The organism is Cyanobacterium sp. HL-69 (genome assembly GCA_002813895.1).
Classification (GTDB): domain Bacteria; phylum Cyanobacteriota; class Cyanobacteriia; order Cyanobacteriales; family Cyanobacteriaceae; genus Cyanobacterium.
In genome coordinates, this window is sequence record CP024912.1 from 1,951,117 (window position 1) to 1,972,696 (window position 21,580).

Annotated in this window: 17 protein-coding genes; 9 read left to right on the plus strand and 8 right to left on the minus strand. The window is 39.6% G+C overall.

From position 1 onward, the window contains the following. The first annotated feature begins 99 nt into the window (after positions 1-99). Together dxr and AA637_RS08950 are read left to right on the plus strand one after the other, a co-directional pair. On the plus strand, positions 100-1,269 hold the full coding sequence (gene dxr / locus AA637_RS08945) for a 1-deoxy-D-xylulose-5-phosphate reductoisomerase (protein WP_446682464.1): 1,170 nt from the start codon (positions 100-102) through the stop codon (positions 1,267-1,269). 18 nt (positions 1,270-1,287) lie between these two features. Beyond that, positions 1,288-2,160: a hypothetical protein gene (locus AA637_RS08950; protein ID WP_446682465.1), complete on the plus strand. Its 873-nt coding sequence runs from the start codon at positions 1,288-1,290 to the stop codon at positions 2,158-2,160. Positions 2,161-2,246: 86 nt separating this feature from the next. Here AA637_RS08950 and AA637_RS08955 read toward each other — a convergent pair whose 3' ends face one another. The 6 genes from AA637_RS08955 to AA637_RS08980 all read right to left on the minus strand — a co-directional run bounded on the left by AA637_RS08955 (position 2,247) and on the right by AA637_RS08980 (position 11,631). Further along, the gene (locus AA637_RS08955) at positions 2,247-4,046 is read right to left on the minus strand and encodes a choice-of-anchor Q domain-containing protein (protein ID WP_446682466.1); all 1,800 of its coding nucleotides are present in this window, start codon (positions 4,044-4,046) and stop codon (positions 2,247-2,249) included. Positions 4,047-4,246: 200 nt separating this feature from the next. Then, positions 4,247-5,590: a DUF4214 domain-containing protein gene (locus tag AA637_RS08960; protein WP_446682467.1), complete on the minus strand. Its 1,344-nt coding sequence runs from the start codon at positions 5,588-5,590 to the stop codon at positions 4,247-4,249. 792 nt (positions 5,591-6,382) lie between these two features. Then, positions 6,383-8,008 carry a hypothetical protein gene (locus tag AA637_RS08965; protein WP_446682468.1) on the minus strand — a complete coding sequence of 542 codons (1,626 nt, stop codon included), beginning with the start codon at positions 8,006-8,008 and terminating at the stop codon, positions 6,383-6,385. A gap of 123 nt (positions 8,009-8,131) precedes the next feature. Continuing rightward, positions 8,132-8,521, minus strand: a complete 390-nt coding sequence (locus AA637_RS08970; protein WP_446682469.1) for a hypothetical protein — start codon at positions 8,519-8,521, stop codon at positions 8,132-8,134. Positions 8,522-8,724: 203 nt separating this feature from the next. Next, the gene (gene pflB / locus AA637_RS08975; protein WP_446682470.1) at positions 8,725-10,995 is read right to left on the minus strand and encodes a formate C-acetyltransferase; all 2,271 of its coding nucleotides are present in this window, start codon (positions 10,993-10,995) and stop codon (positions 8,725-8,727) included. A 159-nt stretch (positions 10,996-11,154) separates the two neighbouring features. Then, positions 11,155-11,631, minus strand: coding sequence for a peptidase S1 (locus tag AA637_RS08980; RefSeq protein ID WP_446682471.1), 477 nt, complete (start codon positions 11,629-11,631; stop codon positions 11,155-11,157). 438 nt (positions 11,632-12,069) lie between these two features. On the opposite strand from AA637_RS08980, the gene AA637_RS08985 reads away from it, so the two are divergent. The 7 genes from AA637_RS08985 (at position 12,070) to AA637_RS09015 (ending at position 19,765) form a co-directional block, all read left to right on the plus strand. After that, a complete protein-coding gene (locus tag AA637_RS08985; RefSeq protein WP_446682472.1) occupies positions 12,070-12,720 on the plus strand; it encodes a PEP-CTERM sorting domain-containing protein in 651 nt (216 codons plus the stop codon). A 350-nt stretch (positions 12,721-13,070) separates the two neighbouring features. Next, on the plus strand, positions 13,071-14,537 hold the full coding sequence (glcD, locus tag AA637_RS08990) for a glycolate oxidase subunit GlcD (RefSeq protein ID WP_446682473.1): 1,467 nt from the start codon (positions 13,071-13,073) through the stop codon (positions 14,535-14,537). Positions 14,538-14,852: 315 nt separating this feature from the next. Continuing rightward, complete coding sequence (locus tag AA637_RS08995; protein ID WP_446682474.1) at positions 14,853-15,314, plus strand: CBS domain-containing protein; 462 nt, start codon at positions 14,853-14,855, stop codon at positions 15,312-15,314. 289 nt (positions 15,315-15,603) lie between these two features. Next, positions 15,604-16,272 carry a phycobilisome degradation protein NblB gene (nblB, locus tag AA637_RS09000; protein ID WP_446682475.1) on the plus strand — a complete coding sequence of 223 codons (669 nt, stop codon included), beginning with the start codon at positions 15,604-15,606 and terminating at the stop codon, positions 16,270-16,272. A gap of 124 nt (positions 16,273-16,396) precedes the next feature. Then, complete coding sequence (locus AA637_RS09005; RefSeq protein WP_446682476.1) at positions 16,397-17,491, plus strand: tetratricopeptide repeat protein; 1,095 nt, start codon at positions 16,397-16,399, stop codon at positions 17,489-17,491. Positions 17,492-17,579: 88 nt separating this feature from the next. Beyond that, positions 17,580-18,530 (plus strand): undecaprenyl-diphosphate phosphatase, encoded by a 951-nt coding sequence (locus AA637_RS09010; RefSeq protein ID WP_446682477.1) that lies wholly within the window; start codon positions 17,580-17,582, stop codon positions 18,528-18,530. A 38-nt stretch (positions 18,531-18,568) separates the two neighbouring features. After that, a complete protein-coding gene (locus AA637_RS09015; protein ID WP_446682478.1) occupies positions 18,569-19,765 on the plus strand; it encodes a DNA double-strand break repair nuclease NurA in 1,197 nt (398 codons plus the stop codon). Between the two features lie 9 nt (positions 19,766-19,774). On the opposite strand, the gene AA637_RS09020 is transcribed toward AA637_RS09015, so the two are convergent. Then, positions 19,775-20,532, minus strand: a protein-coding gene (locus AA637_RS09020; RefSeq protein WP_446684519.1) for an IS5 family transposase whose coding sequence is annotated in 2 segments (ribosomal slippage) — positions 19,775-20,193 and positions 20,193-20,532 — 759 coding nt in all. Because the reading frame shifts where the segments join, the coding sequence is not laid out codon by codon here. Positions 20,533-20,668: 136 nt separating this feature from the next. Next, positions 20,669-21,463: a TrmH family RNA methyltransferase gene (locus tag AA637_RS09025; RefSeq protein WP_446682479.1), complete on the minus strand. Its 795-nt coding sequence runs from the start codon at positions 21,461-21,463 to the stop codon at positions 20,669-20,671. Positions 21,464-21,580: the final 117 nt, after the last annotated feature.

Here is a 21,580-nt window from a genome sequence, read left to right on the forward strand (position 1 = left end):
AAAAAAGGAAATAGATATGTAAAGAAGATTAGAAAAAGACTATCCCGTGAAAAGCCAATGTGTAATAAGATATTGATCATCACCATGACACACTAAGCTATGAAATCAATTTCTATATTAGGATCAACAGGATCTATCGGTACTCAAACCTTAGATATTGTTAGGGAAAATCCTCAACAGTTTCGGGTAATTGGATTGGCAGCTGGTAGTAATTTAACTCTCCTTGCCCAACAAATTAAGGAATTTAGACCAGAAATTGTTGCTATTCGAAATGAGGATAATTTATCTTCCTTAAAAGAATTGTTAAGCAATCTTGATTATCAGCCGATACTATTGGGGGGGAGTGATGGTATCTGTGAGGTGGCAAGGTATGGAAGTGCGCAAAGTGTGGTCACGGGTATTGTGGGGTGTGCTGGACTGTTGCCCACCATCGCAGCTATCAAGGCTGGAAAAGATATTGCCCTTGCGAATAAGGAAACGTTGATTGCTGGGGGACCTGTGGTGTTACCCCTGATTGAAGAGTACGGGGTGAAGTTGTTTCCTGCGGATTCGGAACATTCCGCAATTTTTCAATGTTTGCAGGGAGTACCTGACAAGGGTTTAAAAAAGATTATCTTAACGGCTTCTGGGGGTTCTTTTCGTGATTTGCCAGTGGAAAAGTTGGCTTCAGTAACGGTTAAGGATGCGCTTAAACATCCTAATTGGTCTATGGGTCAAAAAATTACTATTGATTCTGCGACTCTTATGAATAAAGGGTTAGAGGTGATTGAGGCTCATTATCTTTTTGGTCTGGACTATGACGACATTGATATTGTCATTCATCCTCAAAGTATTATTCATTCGATGATTGAGTTACAGGATACGTCGGTTTTAGCTCAGTTGGGATGGGCTGATATGCGTTTACCTTTACTTTATGCGCTTTCTTATCCCGATCGCCTTTATACTAATTGGGAGTCTTTGGACTTAGTAAAAGTAGGTAGTCTTACTTTCCGTGAACCTGATCATCACAAATATCCTTGTATGCAATTGGCTTACTCCGCTGGTAGGGCGGGGGGTTGTTTACCTGCGGTATTAAATGCGGCTAATGAACAGGCGGTGGCTCTTTTCCTCGAAGAAAAAATTGCTTTCCTTGATATTCCACGTTTGATTGAGACTGTGTGCGATCGCTTTTCGCCCCAGAATAAAGCTCAACCTTCCCTAGATGATATAATTGAAGCGGATCAATGGGCAAGAAGAGAAGTGTTACAATCTCTCACAGTGTTAGCTTAAAACGAGAAACGATAAATTATGGTATGGAATTTCGAGCCAAAAATATTATTACAGGGTATCAACGAACCCGAAGCCTTATCCTACGTCAAAGCCACCCAGTGGAAAAATACTAATCAGTTAGTGGGAGTGCCATCAGACTATATTGGCGATTCATACCATGATATACCCCTATTTGACCTTGTCAGCGAAGCTGTAGAGCATCTTGGGGGTATCAACACCAGTATTATTTTCAATCATCCCTTCCTTGTGTTAGATGCCGCCCTCGAAGCCATAGACGCTGGTATCAAGCAAATTATTATCAACGCTGGAGGAATTCCTCCCCTTGACTTATTCAAGTTAAAACAAAAAGCCCAACAAAAACAAGTACAACTTTTAGGCACTAATGGGGCAGGAATATTAATAACCGATAAAGCCAGTTATGGAGTCCTCAATCCTCAACTATATTTCCCTGGCAACATTGGAATTATTAACTATGGAGATAGTAAAATAAGTTTTGAATTAGCTTTGCTATACCAAGAAAATAATCAAGGAGTATCTACAGTAATAAACTTAGGAAACTGCACTTTTCAAGAGGTTGATTGGGAGATGTTACTTGCAATCTTTCATGATGATCAAGATACCGAGAAAATTATTATCAATATCAATAATATCCTTTCTATCAATTACGAAAAACTCGCCCATAGTATTCTGAATTATCAAGAAAAACCTGTTTTTCTATATAACCTAGATTCTCATGATCTTAATGCTATTATGAGCGGACCTCAACCGAGAATTATTACTGATCAAATCCCTTTACATCTTAATCAGGTTCAATCACCCCAAGAAATTATTAATTATTGGCAGGAATTGGGTTTAAAAGTTATTTCTAACCCCCTCGATATTTTTTCATAAAGTCGTCAACTTTAATTTGAAACAAATATTACAAAATTTGTAGGGTGGGCATTGCCCACCATGGGCTAACTAAGTTTTTTTAAAAATTAAATAAAGAAAGAGAAAAATGCCTGACCAATACCATTATTCGTATTAACAGGAACGATAGTATTAGCAGTTTCTAGGGAAGGAGCAATATTTTCTGGTTCAACATTATCTGCCCCAAACTCAAAACTACCAATGTCCACATTACCATTAACAATACGGGTTAATCCTCTTTGATCCCTTAATATTTCTTCAAAGATGGACACTTGCTCAATGGAAGTGTTATTTCCTGTATTAATAGCTGGACTACCTTCCAATAAAGGGTAAAAACCTGCTCCATCAAAAGTACCCAAAAGAGGATCAACAGGATTATTGATACCCCCTGCGATGTTGCCATTAACTCCATTAACAATTAAGCCGTTACCGTTGCCCACAAGGTTAGAGCTACTATTTACGCTGAAGAATCCTTCAATATCGGGACTGCCTGTATTTCTGGCAACAATACTATTTCTGATTAGAATCCCCTCTAAGTCACCGTTAGACAAAATACCAGAACCTAATTCGGCATCATTATCAACGATGGTAGAATTGACTATTATTACTTCTCCCGGGCCACCTTCATTTACTAGATCAATTAAGATTCCACCGCCCCCAGCAAAAGCATCATTGTTAGGATTAGTCGGATTTACGGCTTTGAAACCTGCGAGTAAGGCTCTGTTTTGGGCAATGGTAGTATTGAGAATTGTAAGGCTTCCTCCGCTGTGCCAGATGCCACCACCCCCTTCTACTTGGTCAACGTAAAAGGTTCTAACATTGGCATCGTTACCAATAATGGCACTATTATTAATGGTCATCGCCCCATTATTAAAAATACCTCCTCCATTAACTTCTGATTGGTTATTTCTGATGATGGAGTTGTTAATTTGTACTGTGCCGAGGAGATTGGCGATCGCACCGCCGTTCACATTTGCAGGGGAAGATTCACCATCCCAACCAGCGGTATTTTCTTGGAGAATGCTATTATTAACGGTCAGTTCGCCATTTTGCAAAACCCGAATCGCTCCACCAAGGAAAGAATCAGGATCTAAACTTTGTTCAATGGGGCCTCCCTCCGCAAAAGTTCCTTGGGTTAAACCCCCTTGAAGGGTGACGTTCTCTAAGATCAGATTACCCCCTTCTTTGATGTCAAAAATGCGATCGCCCAAAGCACTAGCATCAATAATTGTATTACTAGGATCTTCCCCCACAATGGTTACACGGGTATTAATATCTAAATCACCAGTTCTGAGGACTGTATTATCAAATAATCCTAAAACACTATCAGGGGCTGCTTCCTCCTCACCATTACCATTATCACCATTATCAGTATCATCCTGATTTTCTCCACCATTATCACCGCCGCCATTTTCTCCCTCATCGACAGTTTCTTCTTGTTCTTCCTCCTGCCCGTCATCTCCTTCTACTCCTTCTGTCTCTGCGGGAGTACCAACTTGCTCTTGGAAACGAAAATCTTCTCTACCCTCAATGGTCAAATTATAAGTTCCTGCTGCCAGTTGAATGATATATTGTCTAGCAGGATCTCTATGGGCAATAATGATTGCATCTCGCAAAGACAAGCCATTACTGGCATTACCATCATTTTGATCTTCAAATACATCTACCACTAGGGTAATGGGTTCTAATGCCGTCTCCCCATTATTCATCTCATTAAGAATAATGGAATTATTATTTACAAACTCACTAAATCCCTCATCATCAAAGGAATCACCTAAGCCCTCCACCATACCGTTATTCGCCCCAAAAGAACTGACGATACGATCAAATTCAGCTACCCTCGCACCAAAATCAATACGCTCTAACATATGATTTATCCCCTATTTATTATATTGATTGATTTATCTCATGATACCCTTTCTTCTCTATGGAGACTAACAAACATAGAATAAAAAAGCCTCATCTTTTGTATCGAAACGATGGGCAATTTAGTTTTAATTAAGACCTAAATTGACATAAAAAAACCCCCCGATGTCGGAGGGTAATAAAAAGATGTTTCGCAAATAAATTATGCTAAACCAGCTAAGAATACATTAACTTGAGCTTGAGAAGCAACGCTTCCGCCAATAGGTTCTAAGAAACCACGACCAGCTTCAGTGGTGTAGTTATCTAGGAAAGAAGAATTAGAACCTAAACCAGTGGTAACTAAATCAGCAGATGCAATTTTGTTATTGAGAGTAACTCGGTCAGTACCAGTAGCACCCAAAGCAATTTCGATGGCAGCGGTACTAGCGCTTACGCTACCTGAGTTGATTTGTTCAGTCCAAAAGTTTCTTCCTGCGGTGTCAGCAGTTCTGTTGAAGGTTTGCTGATAAATTTCCTCTACAACACCTAGGGTAGTGAAGTTGGCAAAGATGCTATTTGCTTCAGTAGAAGTACCAAAATCAGTGGTGAAGTTGTTGTAGAAGTCAAGAGCTGCACCAGTTAGTACATCTCCACTGTTAGGGGTGTAACTGAAATTTTGAGCTGCAATAGCATCTTCCCAGAAATCTAAACCAGAGGGATCCGCAGGTCTTCCATAGTATGCAACGTAAAGAAGCTGAGCGTTATCAGAATTCAAGGTTAAAGGACCACCAAACTCAGGATCTGCCAAAGAAGGTTGTCTAGAGTCAGTGAACTCACGTAAAGCGATGTTTAAACCTTCACCATCAATGCCTAAATCATAGGATTTAATAGTAGGTATATTGTTAGCATCATTTTGATTAGCCGTAGAATCAATTACTTGAAGTACAAAACCATCATCTAAATCAAGATTTCCAAAGTTTGCGTTGGTTATTTGAATAGCGTTCAATCCACTGGTAATTAGTTCTCCAGTTGTTGCATTGAACAATCTTAAGTTAGCTCCATTGGCGGTAAGGTCTAAATTTTCACCAGTATCCAATGCTCCAGACAAATCTAAGCGATACTGATCAACTAAAAGAGTGTCTAAAGGATTAAGAACATTGCTAGTTTTGAAACTATCAGTTGGTGTGAAAGAACCAACAATGTTTACAGAGTCAGTACCAGTGCCATTACTAACTGGGGATAATCCTGTATTAAATTGATTAACACTGGCAATTATTCCATTCCCTGGAACAGCTGCAGGTGAAACAGTTAAACTATATTGATAGTTACTTGCATCAAAGTCAAATGCACCAGGATTTAAAGCAATAGGTCCTGCAGGAAAAGCCGTAAACTTGACTCTATAGGTTTCCTCTGCATCAAATGCTGTAGCAGTGTTGAAAACTAAACCACCGTTGCTTCCAGCATTTCCAGTCGAACCAGTAACAAATTCACCAGTTTTAGCATTAAAAATAGTGATGTTTGCACTACTTAAAGCACTAGGAACAGAAGCGGCAAAGGTAAAGTTCAAGTTAGTTATGTCTTCATCACCTACGGTGAATTCAAACTCATCGAAAACGCTAGTAGATGTAGGTGCAAGTCCTGGATTATAGAAAAAATCGTTACTGTTGAAAACTCCAGTAAAGTTAAATGTACTCATATTTTTTTATCCTGAAAGAAGGTGATGTTTTTGTATTTTTGGTCAATAAAATTATTCTGATTAATACTACCATAGCATTTTAAAACTTGTCAATATTTCCTCAGAATGGAGTTAAAACTTATTATAATGCCCTAAATTAAAATATTTAATCTAATTTAGAAGTACATTTTATCTTCATATCTTGACTTTTTTATGAGTAAGATAGAAAGGCTTTTTATTACTTTATTTTTAAGTATTTTAGTTTAACTCCTCACACACTCTTATATAAAGAGATGTTCTATTACGATTAAGATTATAGCGATAATAACGGAAAATGAAACACTTTTTCCAAAAAAATCTACTTTTTTGATTTTTACGATTATTCCCTACATTAAAAAGAAGTGGATCCCTATCCGTAAAAGTAAAATCGTAAAGCTAAAGTCTAATCCCCTACAACAAGACGTTAAAGACCGAGGTTTCGTTCCCTTCGATCTCCCTAAATCCCCCTTATTAAGGGGACTTGCCATATTTAGTTCTCTTGTGAGCGTAAAATACAGTTTAAGGAATAAATCAAAACTTTTACCCCTTCATTATTTTAAAAGCCTTATCTTACTCCCCCCCTATCAAGGGGGGCAGGGGGGATCTCTAACGCTGAAACTTGAGTAAGGGGCAAGGGAGATCCGATTACACCACAGGAAGACTATTAATAGAAGTATTAACCTGTCCTTGGGTAGCTACCGATAAACCAACAGAATCAAGGAAATTACGCCCCACTGTGACCGCATCAGCACCACTATAACGAGAAGTAACCCCCTGATTTACCAAGCTATTAGTAAATAGGTTTGAACTATCGATCTTGTTTTGTATGATAGTTAAATCTCCACTGGTGGCACCCAAAGCAATTTCCAAAGCTGCGGCTGGTAAAGAAACATCCCCATTATTAATGGCATTGAGCCAGAAATTTAACCCCTCAGAATCCGCAGGACGATTAAAGTTTTGTTGGTAAATTTGGTTAATACGAGCAACGGTATTTAAACCACCAAACAACTGCCCCGACTCCGTGGAGTTACCAAAATCATTAACAAATTGATTGTAAGCATTTCTGGCAGACTCAGAAAAATTGGCTAAAACATCGCCACTACGGGGAGAATAACTAATACCACTGTTACCCAATACATTAGACCAAAAAGTACGTCCTGAAGGATCAGCTGGCCTGCCATAATAGGCTACATAGGCAATTTCTGCGTTACTGCTATCAAGGGTAAGAAAATTTTCTCCTCCCCCAGCGCTAGGAGTCCTTTCTTCCAAAGAAAGATTACGTCCAGAGGAAAAAACATTGACATTGTAAGCAAGGGTACGACTGGGATTAACATTACCAATTTCTGCGCCTCCCTCCACTTCAAAACCGGCTACTTTTAACCGTAAATCATCCCCATTAGTAATCAGAGTGTTAACTGTCGCCGCAGGGATAGTAATAAGGGTACTATCATTATCAGCAACAAAATCATTACCGAAGCCAAAAGCAGTATAAGCAGTCTGCCCCAAAATCTCTCCAGTACTATCATTTAGTATGGCGATATAAGGACCACTGTTATTGTTCCCTAGGGCATTTCCTCCAACACCAGTAATAGTAACAACCACATCGGAGGCACTACCCGGATTATCAAAAGAAAAACGATATTCATCAGCAAAACCCACTCGACCATTACCGATTCCAGCAATGTCTCCAGCTTCGCCATCGGTAAAACCAACTATTTTTTCATTACCAGCATTACTACTTTGTCTTGCCACAAAAAGAGTGTCAGTAATTTCCAAAATTTTGGTAGTACCAACACTATTTAATCCAGAGGAAATAGTAGTAAAGTCACTATTTTTGGCTTGAAAAGTTTGAAACTGTGGTACTCCAACTTGAGGTAAGGTCGCTTGGAGGGTATAGTTAGGGGTAGGAGTAAACCCAAATAGATTAGGTAAAGCCCCTGCCGCACCCCGTCCAACTACCTGTAAGCGATAGTTGGTTCCTCCATTTAGAGGTGTACCACTGATGGTAGCATTGCCCCCCGCAGAAGTGACAGAGCTAACCACTTGATTAGTGTTAGTGTTCACCAAGATTAACTTAAAGTCCGCGGAGTTGGTTAAGCTCGGAGATGAAACCGTTAGGGTAGGACTTGCGTTACCTGTTAAGCTGAACTCAAATTCATCCACAGGGCGCCCGCTAGGACGACGAAAATTGACAAAGTCAGAGAATCGGTTAAAGCTACGAAGGAAATCCGTAGAGCTAAAACTTCCTTGTAAAATTACATTTTGTGTCATTTTTTTATGTATAGTGTTTTCTGTCACTGACGAAATTTTAAAGTTTCCGTTCCAAATAAAATTAATTCTTAATAAAACTTTTTAATGTGGCTTTCTTGGTTGTGATAAAAGGGATTTAGTGCGTTATGCCAAAGTTTTTGGACAATAACCTAAACCTTGAGAAAACTGTAGGCGAAATGCTTCTATTTCGGCGGTGTTGGGAATACCATGGGAAACGATCGCCACTTGATAATCAACCATTACTTTCACAGGGGTTTCTCCCATATCTAGGCTACAAAATACCAAGTTCATTTTGACTTTGGGATGATAAATATATCCTATTTCTTCAAGAAAAGCCCTCAAATTGCCGTATTGCAATTGAGTTAAAAAGTAGGGTGCCTTGAGACGAATTACCCAACCATTAATCTGATTCACCACAGTTAATTCTGATTCCTTAAATAAAGGCGTTTTTATCAAAAAGTTAATTAGCCTAATTACTAAACTAGCGTTATCAATAAAATAGACATATTCCATGGTTTTCCCCTCAATTCCCTTTGTCTTTATCTTTTCTTTATATTCCCAGATCAAGGTTCCTTTACATAAGGGGTAAACCACCCTTTATCGGCAATAATGTATGGGGAATATTACCCAATTGAGATTCTCGTTTAAAGCCGATTTGATGCTTACAAAAAAAAATCCCCCCCAAAAGGAGAGGAAACAAAAGAACGAAATTAGCACTATAACTGAGCGTGGAAAGTACGGTTAATAACGTCTAGCTGTTGCTCACGGGTAAGTTTAATAAAGTTCACCGCATAACCTGATACCCTGATGGTAAGCTGAGGATATTGTTCAGGATGATCCATGGCATCAAGGAGAGTTTCTCGGTTAAGGACGTTAATGTTGATATGGTGTCCTGTATCGTGGAAATAACCATCTAGCATTCCAGCGAGGTTACTAATCCTCATATCCGCTGTTTTACCCAGCGCCTCGGGTACGATAGAGAAGGTATAGGAAATCCCATCTTGCGCATCTTCGTAGGGTAGTTTCGCCACAGAAGCCATAGATGCGATCGCACCATTAGTATCCCTGCCGTGCATGGGGTTTGCCCCAGGGGCAAAAGGTTCACCAGCTTTTCTGCCATCGGGAGTGCTACCCGTTTTTTTACCATACACCACATTAGAAGTAATAGTTAACACCGACTGAGTAGGAATGGCATGACGATAGGTTTTGTTTTTGCGTACCTTATTCATAAAGGCCGTCATAATATTAGCAGTGATGGTATCCACCCGATCATCATTATTACCAAACTTAGGATAATCGCCTTCCACCTCATAATCTATAGCCAAACCAGCTTCATTACGGATAACTTTTACCCTGCTGTATTTCATTGCCGAGAAAGCATCACCCACCACCGACAAACCAGCAATACCACAAGCCATGGTGCGGTAAACATCTCGATCATGGAGTGCCATTTCAATACGTTCGTAAGAATACTTATCGTGCATATAGTGGATAACATTCAAAGTATTAACGTATAACTTGGCTAACCAGTCGATGAGCAGATCAAATTTTGCCGATACCTCATCATAATCAAGATATTCCGTCGTGATAGGCGCATAGGCAGGGGCAACCTGCATGGCAGTATTTTCATCCTTACCACCATTGATGGCATATAACAAGGCTTTGGCAAGGTTTACCCTTGCACCGAAAAACTGCATCTGTTTACCAATACGCATGGCTGACACACAACAGGCGATACCGTAATCATCTCCATACTCAGGGCGCATCAAGTCATCGTTTTCATATTGAATGGAACTGGTATCAATAGAAACCTTAGCACAATAGCGTTTGAAGGCTAGGGGTAGTTTTTCTGACCATAAAATGGTTAAATTAGGTTCAGGCGCAGGACCTAAATTATAAAGGGTATGGAGGAAGCGGAAACTGGTTTTTGTCACCAAGGGGCGCCCGTCTAAACCCATACCGCCGATAACTTCCGTTACCCACACTGGATCTGCGGCGAATAATTGGTTATACTCAGGAGCGCGTAGAAACCTTACCATGCGCAATTTGATCACAAATTGATCAAGCAATTCTTGGGCTTCGGTTTCCGTAATCAATCCCTTGTCTAAATCCCTTTGAATATAAATGTCGAGGAAGTTGGCAGTGCGCCCCAAGGACATAGCCGCCCCATTTTGTTCCTTAACAGCGGCTAAATAGCCAAAATAGAGCCATTGCACCGCTTCGGTGGCGTTAGTGGCGGGGTTACTGATGTCAAAACCGTAACTACTTGCCATCTCTTTTAATTCCTGGAGGGCTTTGATTTGCTCGGTAATTTCTTCCCGTAGGCGAATGGTATCTTCATCCATCAAGTCCATTTCAAGGGAGAGGAGTTGATTTTGTTTGTCTTCCATGAGGAAGTCCACGCCATACAATGCCACTCGGCGATAATCCCCGATAATTCTGCCTCTACCGTAGGCATCAGGTAAACCTGTGATAATACCTGATTTACGGGCTTTTCTCATCTCGGTGGTGTACGCAGAGAAAACCCCATCGTTATGGGTTTTACGATATTTGTTGAATATATCATGGATTAAGGGATCTATGCTGTATCCATAAGCCTCGAGGGATTTTTCCACTACCCTAATACCACCATTGGGCATGATGGCACGTTTAAGGGGTTTATCGGTTTGTAAGCCGACTATTTTTTCTAAGTCTTTGTTGATGTAACCAGCTCCGTAGGCGTTGATACTGGAGGGAATTTTGGTTTCGGCATCCAATACTCCTTTTTCTCTTTCTTGTTTCATCAACAATTTAACCTCCGTCCACAGGTTATGGGTGGTGGGGGTGGCATCGCTGAGGAAAGATTCGTCGTCGGCGTAGGGGGTATAATTTCTTTGTATAAAATCTCTGACATTAACTTCTTGTTGCCATTTTCCGCTCTCAAATTCTTCCCAGATAGGGAATTTTGCTGTAGGGTTGGAGGCGGTTTTGTCTGTGATCATTACCATATGTTGCGATCTAGCTTTTGTCTATTGGTAGCTAGTCCTCCTTACTACTATTATACTCTTTGGCTCTAAGGGCGATCGTTTCGTTTTGTTAATGGTGTAATGTTTTTTTGATAAGATATTGAACACTTAAACCTAATACCTAAAAATTTACTGCACTCCTTATCTACTGCTTAGTTCTGATATTTGTAGTACAGCATTTGGGGTTAAATCTGAATTATACGTGCCTATCCATATATCATATTGACCCGATTCTGGATTATTAAAGCGTATGGAAGGGTTATGACTTCTAGAGTTGCCACTATCATCATCACAAAACCATTGACCATCTGGATTATTAATGACTAGGGTTGTATCGTATGCTGAATCTACTGAGATAATCAGAGGTTGTGAACCAGGGGTAAAATTGATACGATAATCTGGAGCCTGAGAAATGTTTCCAACGCATGAGCCTCCGATGGACTCACTAGCATCAATGCTTCCTCCAGCTTGTACAGTTATGGTGTGCGGATCTGGTAAAAATCCTCCAGAGAGTCTGGCCGAGCCATAAGTCGGATCAGAATCGTAGTCTTGGGCTGACACTCCTAGTGTAATGCTACCTAAAAGAGTTGCGCTAATAAACAGGACTTTACTAAACATATGTTTAATTTTTTTTAACGAGAATATCAAGAATTTATTGGAAGATAGTCTTTCTCTAAACTCTTGCTACGGTAATTGTACTGTGTCGTGATAAAGGCGATCGTTTCTTTTTGTTAACCAATTTGAGTTAATCCGTATATAATTATTTTAGGGTAACAAACATCTGTTTTATGGCAGTTATTTTTCCCCATTTCACTCCGCTGAAAAGTATTGATTTTGATAACATTAAAAGCTGTCATACTTACGTGTAATTACTGACAGTATGATGTCACAATACTTGATTATTAAGAATACATTTACCAAATTATTCCAAGTTACTATACCGTGATTTTGTTTACATAGAACTTTATCATTTAGCAAACTAAAAATTATATGAAATGTATATTAATATCAAAAAATAACTACAATCAAATCGTAAACAACAACTAATGTAATGAGATGAAGAAACAAATCGTATTAATATCAGCTTTAACAGCATCCCTGTTAACTTTTTTTCCCAGCCAAAAAAGCTCTGCTTCGGTACTGACCTTTGACATAAATGGAATACAGAATGGCGCCCTTATTTCCCAAGACTATGGTGATAATATTAATTCAACCAATAATGGGATATTCAACTATGAAGAAGGAAATGGTTTTACTCCCAATATTACAGTTTCTAATAATCTTAGTTTTTGGCAAGAGGGCTATGGTGACTTGAATGGTGTTGGCTATTCAAGTGACGGCGAAGGTTTAGTCTCTTTTACACCGGATACTGGGTATAGGGTTCGCCTTAATAGCTTTGACATAGCAAGTTATGCCCCTGATCAAAATGACCAAATCTTACAGATATTAGACGGAAATGACAATATATTATTAGACTTAGGGCCACTTTCTTTTCAAAATGTTGAAACTCAAACTTTTACAAATCTCAACATTGTTAGTGGAGGTATTTTAAAAATTAGATTCGGAAATAATGATTTTATCGGTATAGATAATATTGATTTTGATCAGGTACTAGAGATTCCAGAGCCTTCTTCTATGGTAGGGATTTTATTTTTAGGCGGATTAGGCTTAGCTTCTATGAAGAAAAAAGAAAAAATTCGGGGATAACTAATTTTCTGTTATCTATTCCGATTAGGATAAAAAGTATTAGAGATATTGCAAAAGCAATGTTTTAAATAATTTCATATCAAACGTTATCCTTTGTTTTAAAAAATTCCCTAAAAACTGTTTTGGGAATCTTCTGCAATCAACATACCTAAGTATATTATAAAGATAAAGTCGTCTTTTATTAAGTACTCTTACGTAATTATCCTCACGATGTAAGGAAATCTTAATTTAACGAGTCATAGCACATAAAATACTGGTTCGATTGACCATATAGATAAAGTAATCTAATTTATTTCCTCGGTTCATTGGTTGAGATACAATGGTGAAATAATAATTAAGTCATTAGATTAATGGTTTTCAGTGTTACCCGCAATAAATGGCAACTGATAATTAAGCAGTTGGAAAAAGTTTTAGGGAAAAAAGGGGTAATTAAACGCAAAGAAGAATTACTCACCTATGAGTGTGATGGTTTGCCTCAATATCGGCAACGCCCTGCTGTTGTTACTTTACCAAGGACAACGGAGGAGGTAAGTGCGATCGCCCGTATCTGTCACGAGAACGACATCCCATGGATAGCAAGGGGTGCAGGGACAGGATTATCAGGGGGAGCATTGCCCGTCGAAGACTGCGTTTTAATCGTTACCGCCCGTATGGCAAAAGTATTAGACATCGACTACGAAAACCAAAAAATCGTCGTACAACCCGGCATCATCAATAATTGGGTCACTCAAACCGTCACGGGTGCAGGGTTTTATTATGCTCCTGACCCCTCTAGCCAGATCATTTGTTCTATTGGAGGCAATGTGGCCGAAAACTCAGGGGGTGTCCACTGTCTCAAATATGGCACAACGACTAATCATGTCTTGGGCTTAACCATCGTCACCCCAGAAGGGGACATCGTCAAAATCGGAGGAAAAGTCCCAGAAACCCCTGGATATGACCTCACAGGCTTATTTGTTGGCTCAGAAGGTACTTTGGGTATTGCCACAGAAATCACCCTAAAAATCCTTAAAACTCCTGATTCTATCTCCGTAGTTTTAGCAGATTTTAATAGCATTGAAGAAGCAGGAAAAGCCGTTGCCGAAATTATCCGCTCAGGAATTATCCCTGCAGGAATGGAAATGATGGACAATTTTAGCATCAATGCCGTGGAAGATATTGTGGCTACTCAATGTTATCCTCGGGATGCCCAAGCCATCTTGTTAGTGGAGTTAGACGGTTTAGAAGTAGAAGTCAAAAACTACAAGGAAAAAGTAGGAGAAATTTGTTTACAGTGCGGTGCGAGAAATATTACCTCCGCCGAAGATGCCCCCACCCGTCTAAAATTATGGAAAGGCAGAAAAGCCGCCTTCGCCTCCATGGGCAAAATTAGCCCTAATTATTTCGTACAAGATGGAGTTGTGCCGCGATCGCAATTAGCCTCGGTATTAAGCGAAATAAGTGCCTTAGGGGAACAATATGGCTACCGTATCGCCAATGTTTTCCACGCAGGAGACGGAAATTTACATCCTCTTATTTTATATAACCAAGCCGAAGAAGGAAGTTTTGAAAAAGTAGAAGAATTAGGGGGAGAAATTCTTAAACTTTGTGTAAAAGTAGGTGGTAGCATATCAGGAGAGCATGGCATCGGTAGCGATAAAAAATGTTACATGGCAGATATGTTCAGTGAGCCAGACTTAGAAACCATGCAATACGTCAGAAGTGCTTTCAATCCCAAAGGATTAGCCAACCCTGAAAAAATCTTTCCCACCCCTCGCACCTGCGGAGAATCTGCCAATGCTCAAAAAGCTGAATTTAAAGGTAGTCAAGCATTTTAAGAACTAACATTACGTACTCATTTATAAGTTAGGTTTTATCTTTAACAAGGGGCCTCTCGCCCCTTGCCCAATTCCTAGCCCCCTCCCCAACTCCTAGCCCCCTCCCCAACACGTGTACGAACATAGCGTGAGCATCCAACATTTTTACCACCTCAAACTAATTATATTTTTGCGTAACATCAGTCAATAAAAGGCGAGGCATGGGGAATGGGCAATGGTTAAATATCTGATTTGTTAATTATTTAACAGTTTTGAATTATCAAGTCCTTGATTTTGGTAAAATTTAAGGACATAAGATATTTTTCATATAAAAAAATGAATAAAACTGTTGCTGATATAATGACTCCCTCACCCATCACCGTCAATCCTGATACTCCCCTCAACGAAGCCATTACGATTTTGGCTGAAAAAAAATTAAGTGGTTTGCCGGTGGTTGACAAGGATAATAAACTGGTGGGAGTAATCTCTGAGAGTGATTTAATGTGGCAGGAGACGGGGGTTGAGCCACCGCCATATATTATGATTTTGGATAGTGTTATTTACCTACAAAATCCTAATCGTTATGAAAAAGATGTACACAAAGCTTTGGGGCAAAGTGTGGGGGAAGTAATGACCAACAAGCCGATTACTGTTAAGGTTGATGACACTGTAAAAAAAGCGGCTCAAATTTTCCATGAGAAAAAAATAAGTCGTTTACCTGTGGTTGATGGTGATGGTAATGTAGTGGGCATTGTTACCCAAGGGGATATTATTCAAGCTATGGCTTTGGATCATTAATAATTCATTATCCCTGTTTTTCTAACAGTTTTTCTATTTATCAAAACTTATTTTCAGATATTATTTAAATTTAACAAATAATTTTAAAACAAAAGCAGAATATAACATTGAGTCAATTTTACTAAATTTATCAGTATTTATTCACAATAATTCTTAGAGCGAGTTTCACGTAAATTTTATGTATTAGAAAAATTACATTATGGAAGTTTTTTGGAAACTTAAAAAAAGTGTAAATTAATTCTAATATTGATTATCAATTTAAAATTTATCAACCATAACAAAAAAGTATATGACTAGCACACCAGAATCAGTTAAAAAACTCCTTTACTCAGAGGATTTTGGCGATCGCATTCGGGGCATTAACGAATTAAGAAACCTATCTCCCGATGATGCCTTTGAATTGATTATCCCCGTGATTGCCGATGACAATGTCAGGGTAAGATATGCCGCTGTATCACAACTCGACACCCTTGGAGGAGCGGATTTAGCCAAGAGTAAAGAAGTATTGTTAGACCGATTATATAATGATCCTGAGTCCGACGTTCGGGCGGCGGCAGCTGATGCTATTGCGGGGCTAAAAATGACAGAGGCTTATCCAGACTTGGAAAAAGTATATAACAGCACCGATGACTGGTTAATTCAATTTAGTATTGTGGCAGCCCTCGGAGAATTGGGGGATAGTAGAGGATTTCTACTCCTAGAAAAAGCTCTAAATTCTGATAATGCTTTGCTTCAAACGGCTTCTATCAGTGCCTTAGGAGAGTTAGGGGATAATCGGGCTATTGATTTACTTTTACCCTTTGTGGATAACGATGATTGGCAAATACGCCACCGTCTCGCCCAAGCCCTCGGCAGACTGGGGGGTGAAAAAGCTCAAGGTGCTTTACAAAAATTAACAAATGACAAGTCCGACGCAGTGGCAGAAGAAGCAAAAAATTATGTAACTGATAATGGATAACAGTTGTGAAGGTTAAGTGTTAGGTTTTTGGTGTTAAAAGTGGATAATTTATTAATCTTCCCCATTTGACTTTTTGGTTTGCTAATATTAAGATTCATTAAGTCAAAATGGAGATTTATAAACAGTGAACAAAAAATTTCTGAGTCAATTAACCCTTTCCCTTGTAATTGGTAGTACGGGATTATTTGGTTTAATGTCTTCCGTAGAGGCACAACAGAAGACAAGTAAACAGCTTACTTTTCAACAAAAAGAACAACTTTACGAACTACTAACCCAAGGTAAGGAGTATATTGATAGCGGAGATTTAAACAACGCGCTCAATGCTTATCGCCAAGCCTCTAGTATTGATGAAACTAATGCCCGTATTTTTTCAGGAATGGGCTTTTTATATGCTAGTAATGGGGATTATTCCTCTTCTGCCCAAGCCTATCGTCAGGCGGTTTCCCTAGAGCCTGATAATGCTCGTTTTTATGGTGCTTTGGGTTATACCCTTGCCAGAAGTGGTGATGATGAAGAAGCCATGAGGGCTTACACTAGGGCGGTGGAGTTAGAGCCTCAAAATGCGGAATATCATTTGGCATTGGGGGTAATTTCCCTCAGAAATGGACAACATCAGGCGGTGGAAAGACATTATCAACAAATTGTTTCTTTGAATGCCACGGATGAAACTGCCTATGATGTCATGGCAACTTCTTTGTATCAACAGGGAAAGTATGAAAGTGCGATCGCACTTTTAACCGAAGCCATCAGTAAATTTCCTCATAATACAGATTTACAAGTAAAATTAGCCACAGCTTATTTTCAACAGGGCGATGCCGCTGAAGGTTTGAACAAATTAGAAAGTTTACACGTCAGTAACCTCAGTGATGCCAATGTCATCTTGAAAATGGCAATGTTATACGAACAAAATGAAGACTGGGAAATGGCTTTAAGCGGTTATAGAAAAGCCTCTAGTGTCGATCCTAATTCTGTGGTTGCCCATGGTAGTATAGCTAGGGTGTTGGAAAAACAAGGTAATAACATTATGGCCATTGTGGCTTATCGTCAATTTATCGAAGTTGCCCCCCAAAATCCTTATGGTTATCATCGCTTAGGAATGCTTCTCAAAGAAAGAAGTAGAAATGAAGAAGCCGAAGCCATGCTCAAGAAAGCAGAAGAAATTTATCAACAAAGGGGTGATTTAGCTTCAGCCCAAGAAGTTAATGAAGTTTTAAAATAACAAAAGAGGTTTTGATATAAACTGACCATGACTTCTTAGTTTGACTTTGCCTTGTTTTTTCTTCCATAACTTAATCATTAATTACTAAATGTTTACAAAGTCTCAATCATCGATTTTTACTTGGGTTTCTGGTGTTTTAGGTGGCTTAATGCTAGTGGTATTAAGTCAGGGGGCTAGTGTGGCTCAAAATTCGGTGGTTGAGACAAATACCCCATCATTAAACTTTATTCAGGCGGTTTTTTTGGGGTTTGTGCAAGGGGCAACGGAATTTTTGCCCATCAGTAGCTCTGCTCACTTAAAAGTTGTGCCAATGGCTTTGGGATGGGGGGATCCAGGGGTTGCTTTTACTGCTATCATCCAACTAGGTAGTATCTTGGCCGTCATTTGGTACTTTTGGCAGGATTTAAAAAATTTAACCATGGGCATGATTAAGGCATGGCGTACCAAAAATTATGATACCCATGAATTTAAAATTGGTACTGGTATCATCGTCGGTACTATTCCTATCTGTGTGGTAGGTTTAGCTATTAAGGCTTTTGTGGATGATTTTGATGGCTCTGCGGTGAGGGGTTTGAGTGCGATCGCCCTTGCGTCTATAATTATGTCTATCCTCCTTGCCATGGCTGAAAAATTTTGTCACCCCAAAAGAACTTTTGATGACTTATCTATCAAAGATGGTATCTTGATGGGGTTAGCAGAAACCTTGGCCCTAATACCGGGTGTATCTCGCTCAGGTTCGACTATTACCGCTGGATTGTTTATAAATTTAGAACGCTCGACGGCGGCTAGATTTTCTTTTTTACTAGGTATTCCAGCCATTACCATCGCTGGTTTAGTGGAATTAAAAGATGTTTTAGCCCTAAATTTGACCAACGAATCCATTATGCCCTTAGTTGTCGGCACTATTTCTTCCGCCATCTTTTCTTATCTTGCCATTGCTTGGTTAATTCGCTTTTTACAAAAACAGAAAACTTGGATTTTTGTCTGGTATCGTCTCGTATTTGGTTTAATTATCCTAGGAGTAATCTTTTTTAATTAATCTCCATTGCCCATTCCCTATTCCCCATTGCCCTGAAAATGCTTGACATAGCCAAATTAGCCAGACAAATGCCCCAAATAGGGCAACAGATGCAAAAAGATGCCCAAGCTAGTTTAAAAAGATTGGAAATGGCTCAAGGACTTTTTTCTGAGGCAAATAAACATCAGGATGAGTTAATTAAAGCACAGGAAGTATGGGGCGATCGCATGATATTCTCCCCTGGCACCCCCGTAGAATCCTTAGACACTGCCATCGATATACCAGATGCACCCCCTAGCCATAGCGTTTTTTCCAGTGATGGCTCCCAAATAGCCCCCTCCCACCACGAAATTATCTATTGTTATCTAATCAATATAGGTAGAATAATGCTCCATTATGGGCAAAATTTTCATCCCCTATTAGATAGTATTCCCGAAATTTATTATAAAACCGAAGACCTCTACGGCTCCAGAAAATGGGGCATCCGCACCGAAGAATGGATGGGCTACCTTCGCACCATGCAAGAAGTGCAAGTATTAACCGAGATGGCTTGTACATGGGTAAACCCTCCCGGCGCCCATTTTAATATTCCCAATTTAGCCATGACAGATGGCTCATTGGTTTACTGGTTTTTGGATAATTTACCCACCGAGGCAAGGGAAGAAATTTTAAACCCCGTTATCGAATCTTGGGAGCAATTACGGCAAAGTAAAATCCCCCTCGTGGGATACATCAGCGCATCCCGTAGCATAGAGGTAATTAGTTTTTTACGCCTCATGGCTTGTCCCTATGAAGTACCTAATTGTAATAATTTTTGCTCCTTGGATAATGAAAAAAATCCTTGCCAAAAAGTAGAACCCTTAAGGGATACCAGCCTATGGAATAAGATTTTGCAACCCCGCCAAAGAAGCGCTATTTTCCGCAGTAATTCCCGTATCTTGGATTGTTACCCCGAAAGTCAAAAAACCCATTTTTGCTACCTTCATGGCGGTGTAGAGGTGGCTAGGGTGGAATTTCCTCAATGGATAGCCGAGGATTCAGAGTTGCTAAATCAAGCCCTGAGTATTACCCTTACCCAAATCGACAAAGGTTTTGGTTATCCCGTTGCCCTCGCTGAAGCCCATAATTTGGCGGTGATAAAAGGGGGCGATCGCACTCAGTTCTTTTCCCTCATTGAGGGTCAAATGTTAAGATATGGGGTGCGAAATGTGGGTGTTTCTTATAAAGAAGCCCGTAAACGGGGCAGTATAGCTTAGGGCGTGTCATCAATTAAGCCATATAACGACTGCGGCTAGATAAATAGCACCAAGAAAATTTATTTTTCGTTTATCATACCTAGTGGCTATGGCTCTATATTGTTTTAATCGGGCAAAAAAGTTCTCAATCAAATGTCTTGCTTGATATAAATACTTATCATATTCTCGTTGTTCTTTTCTATTTCTTTTTGGTGGAATAACCGCTATTTTATCCTGCTTCTTTAGCTTTTCCAGAACTCTTTCATCCGCATCATAACCTTTGTCCCCTAACAAAATATCTGCCTTTATTTCTTTTAGTAAAACATCTGCACCGTCCAAATCACATTTTTGTCCTCCGGTGAGGAAAAAACCTGTAGGATTACCTAATGCGTCAACCGTAGTATGAATTTTTGTACTTAAACCTCCTTTACTTCGACCTATTGCTTCCTCGTTTTTATCCCCCCTTTTGCACCAGCACTATGCTGGTGTGCTCTTACTATGGTTGAATCAATCATGGCATATTCATCGTCACTATCTCCTGCCAAAATTTGAAAAACCTTTTCCCAGACACCTTTTTTATTCCAACGACTAAAACGAGTATGAACCACTCGAAAATCACCAAATCGACTAGGTAAATCTCGCCAAGGAATACCAGCTCGATACCTGTACAATACCGCTTCGACAAAAAGTCGATTATCTTTGGCGGTGACTCCCACTGTACCAAATCGACCCGGTAATAAATCTTTAATTTTTTCCCATTGATCGTCTCTCAAACCATACCTGCGCATCTCTACCATATCCTCACTTTTGTCACAATTACTATCATCCTTATTTTATCTGTTATTCTCTTCTATTTGATGACACGCCCTAGGGGGAATGGGGAATAGGCAATGGGCAATGGTTTTCTAATTTTGAAACATCATATTAATCCGCATAACTTTTTCTTTGTTGTCTTTGATATTCTGCCAAAAAAAGGCTAGTGGCGATCGCCACATTAAGAGATTCCACATTGTTAAGTAGAGGAATTTTAACCTTCTCCGTTGCCAAAGCAGCCAAATCAGAAGACAACCCCTGAGACTCATTACCCATTAACAAAATTGTCGGCAAAGAAAAATCGACCTCCCAAGGAGTCTTATCCCCCTCCAAAGAAGTAGCAATAACTTGATAACCCTTATTTTTGTAACCTTCCACAAGAGTTATTAAATCATCCTCCGCCCTCGCATTGATGCGAAACCATTCCCCCACAGAAGCCCTCATCACCTTGGTATTATCCAAATCCACACTATCCCCACTCAACCACAACATATCCACACCCATGGCCACGCTAGTACGAATTATAGTGCCTAAATTGCCGGGGTCTTGTAACCGTTCTACCACCATGCCCAACTTGATATTTTCAGGATCTTTACTTTGGCGATGATGACGAGGGGCAGTAGCCAAAACTCCATCAGGAGTTACCGTAGTAGCCACAGATTTCATCACCTCATCACTAACAATTTCCACCCTTTGGGCTTGAGTCTGTAAACTTTGGGCGAGAAGATAATTTTTGTTTTGCCATATAGGGGTAAACAATAAAGTTTCAAGGGGGTATTGCACCTGAGAGGCAACCTCCAATAAATTTGTCCCTTCCAGTAAACAAAGATTTTGTCGATGTCTTTCCGATGGGCGTTGTAACTTGCGTATTTCTTTTATTAGGGGGTTTTTTAGACTACTTAACACGGTTTTTTTTGAGAATGGAGAATAGGGAATGATTTAATATAAAAGTTTCCTTCTCCTGGGGGAGAGGGGTTAGGGGTGAGGGTATAATAAGTTTTGACAAGAAACAGCCCATCAGTG

What these genes read in the sequence shown, in the direction of transcription:
- AA637_RS08965 (WP_446682468.1), bottom strand. Translation starts at nt 8,008, where the DNA reads ATGACACAAAATGTAATTTTACAAGGAAGTTTTAGCTCTACGGATTTC.
- AA637_RS08980 (WP_446682471.1), bottom strand. Translation starts at nt 11,631, where the DNA reads ATGTTTAGTAAAGTCCTGTTTATTAGCGCAACTCTTTTAGGTAGCATT.
- AA637_RS09015 (WP_446682478.1), top strand. Translation starts at nt 18,569, where the DNA reads ATGCTTGACATAGCCAAATTAGCCAGACAAATGCCCCAAATAGGGCAA.
- pflB (WP_446682470.1), bottom strand. Translation starts at nt 10,995, where the DNA reads ATGGTAATGATCACAGACAAAACCGCCTCCAACCCTACAGCAAAATTC.
- glcD (WP_446682473.1), top strand. Translation starts at nt 13,071, where the DNA reads ATGGTTTTCAGTGTTACCCGCAATAAATGGCAACTGATAATTAAGCAG.
- AA637_RS09010 (WP_446682477.1), top strand. Translation starts at nt 17,580, where the DNA reads ATGTTTACAAAGTCTCAATCATCGATTTTTACTTGGGTTTCTGGTGTT.
- AA637_RS08950 (WP_446682465.1), top strand. Translation starts at nt 1,288, where the DNA reads ATGGTATGGAATTTCGAGCCAAAAATATTATTACAGGGTATCAACGAA.
- AA637_RS08970 (WP_446682469.1), bottom strand. Translation starts at nt 8,521, where the DNA reads ATGGAATATGTCTATTTTATTGATAACGCTAGTTTAGTAATTAGGCTA.
- dxr (WP_446682464.1), top strand. Translation starts at nt 100, where the DNA reads ATGAAATCAATTTCTATATTAGGATCAACAGGATCTATCGGTACTCAA.
- AA637_RS08995 (WP_446682474.1), top strand. Translation starts at nt 14,853, where the DNA reads ATGAATAAAACTGTTGCTGATATAATGACTCCCTCACCCATCACCGTC.
- AA637_RS08985 (WP_446682472.1), top strand. Translation starts at nt 12,070, where the DNA reads ATGAAGAAACAAATCGTATTAATATCAGCTTTAACAGCATCCCTGTTA.
- nblB (WP_446682475.1), top strand. Translation starts at nt 15,604, where the DNA reads ATGACTAGCACACCAGAATCAGTTAAAAAACTCCTTTACTCAGAGGAT.
- AA637_RS08955 (WP_446682466.1), bottom strand. Translation starts at nt 4,046, where the DNA reads ATGTTAGAGCGTATTGATTTTGGTGCGAGGGTAGCTGAATTTGATCGT.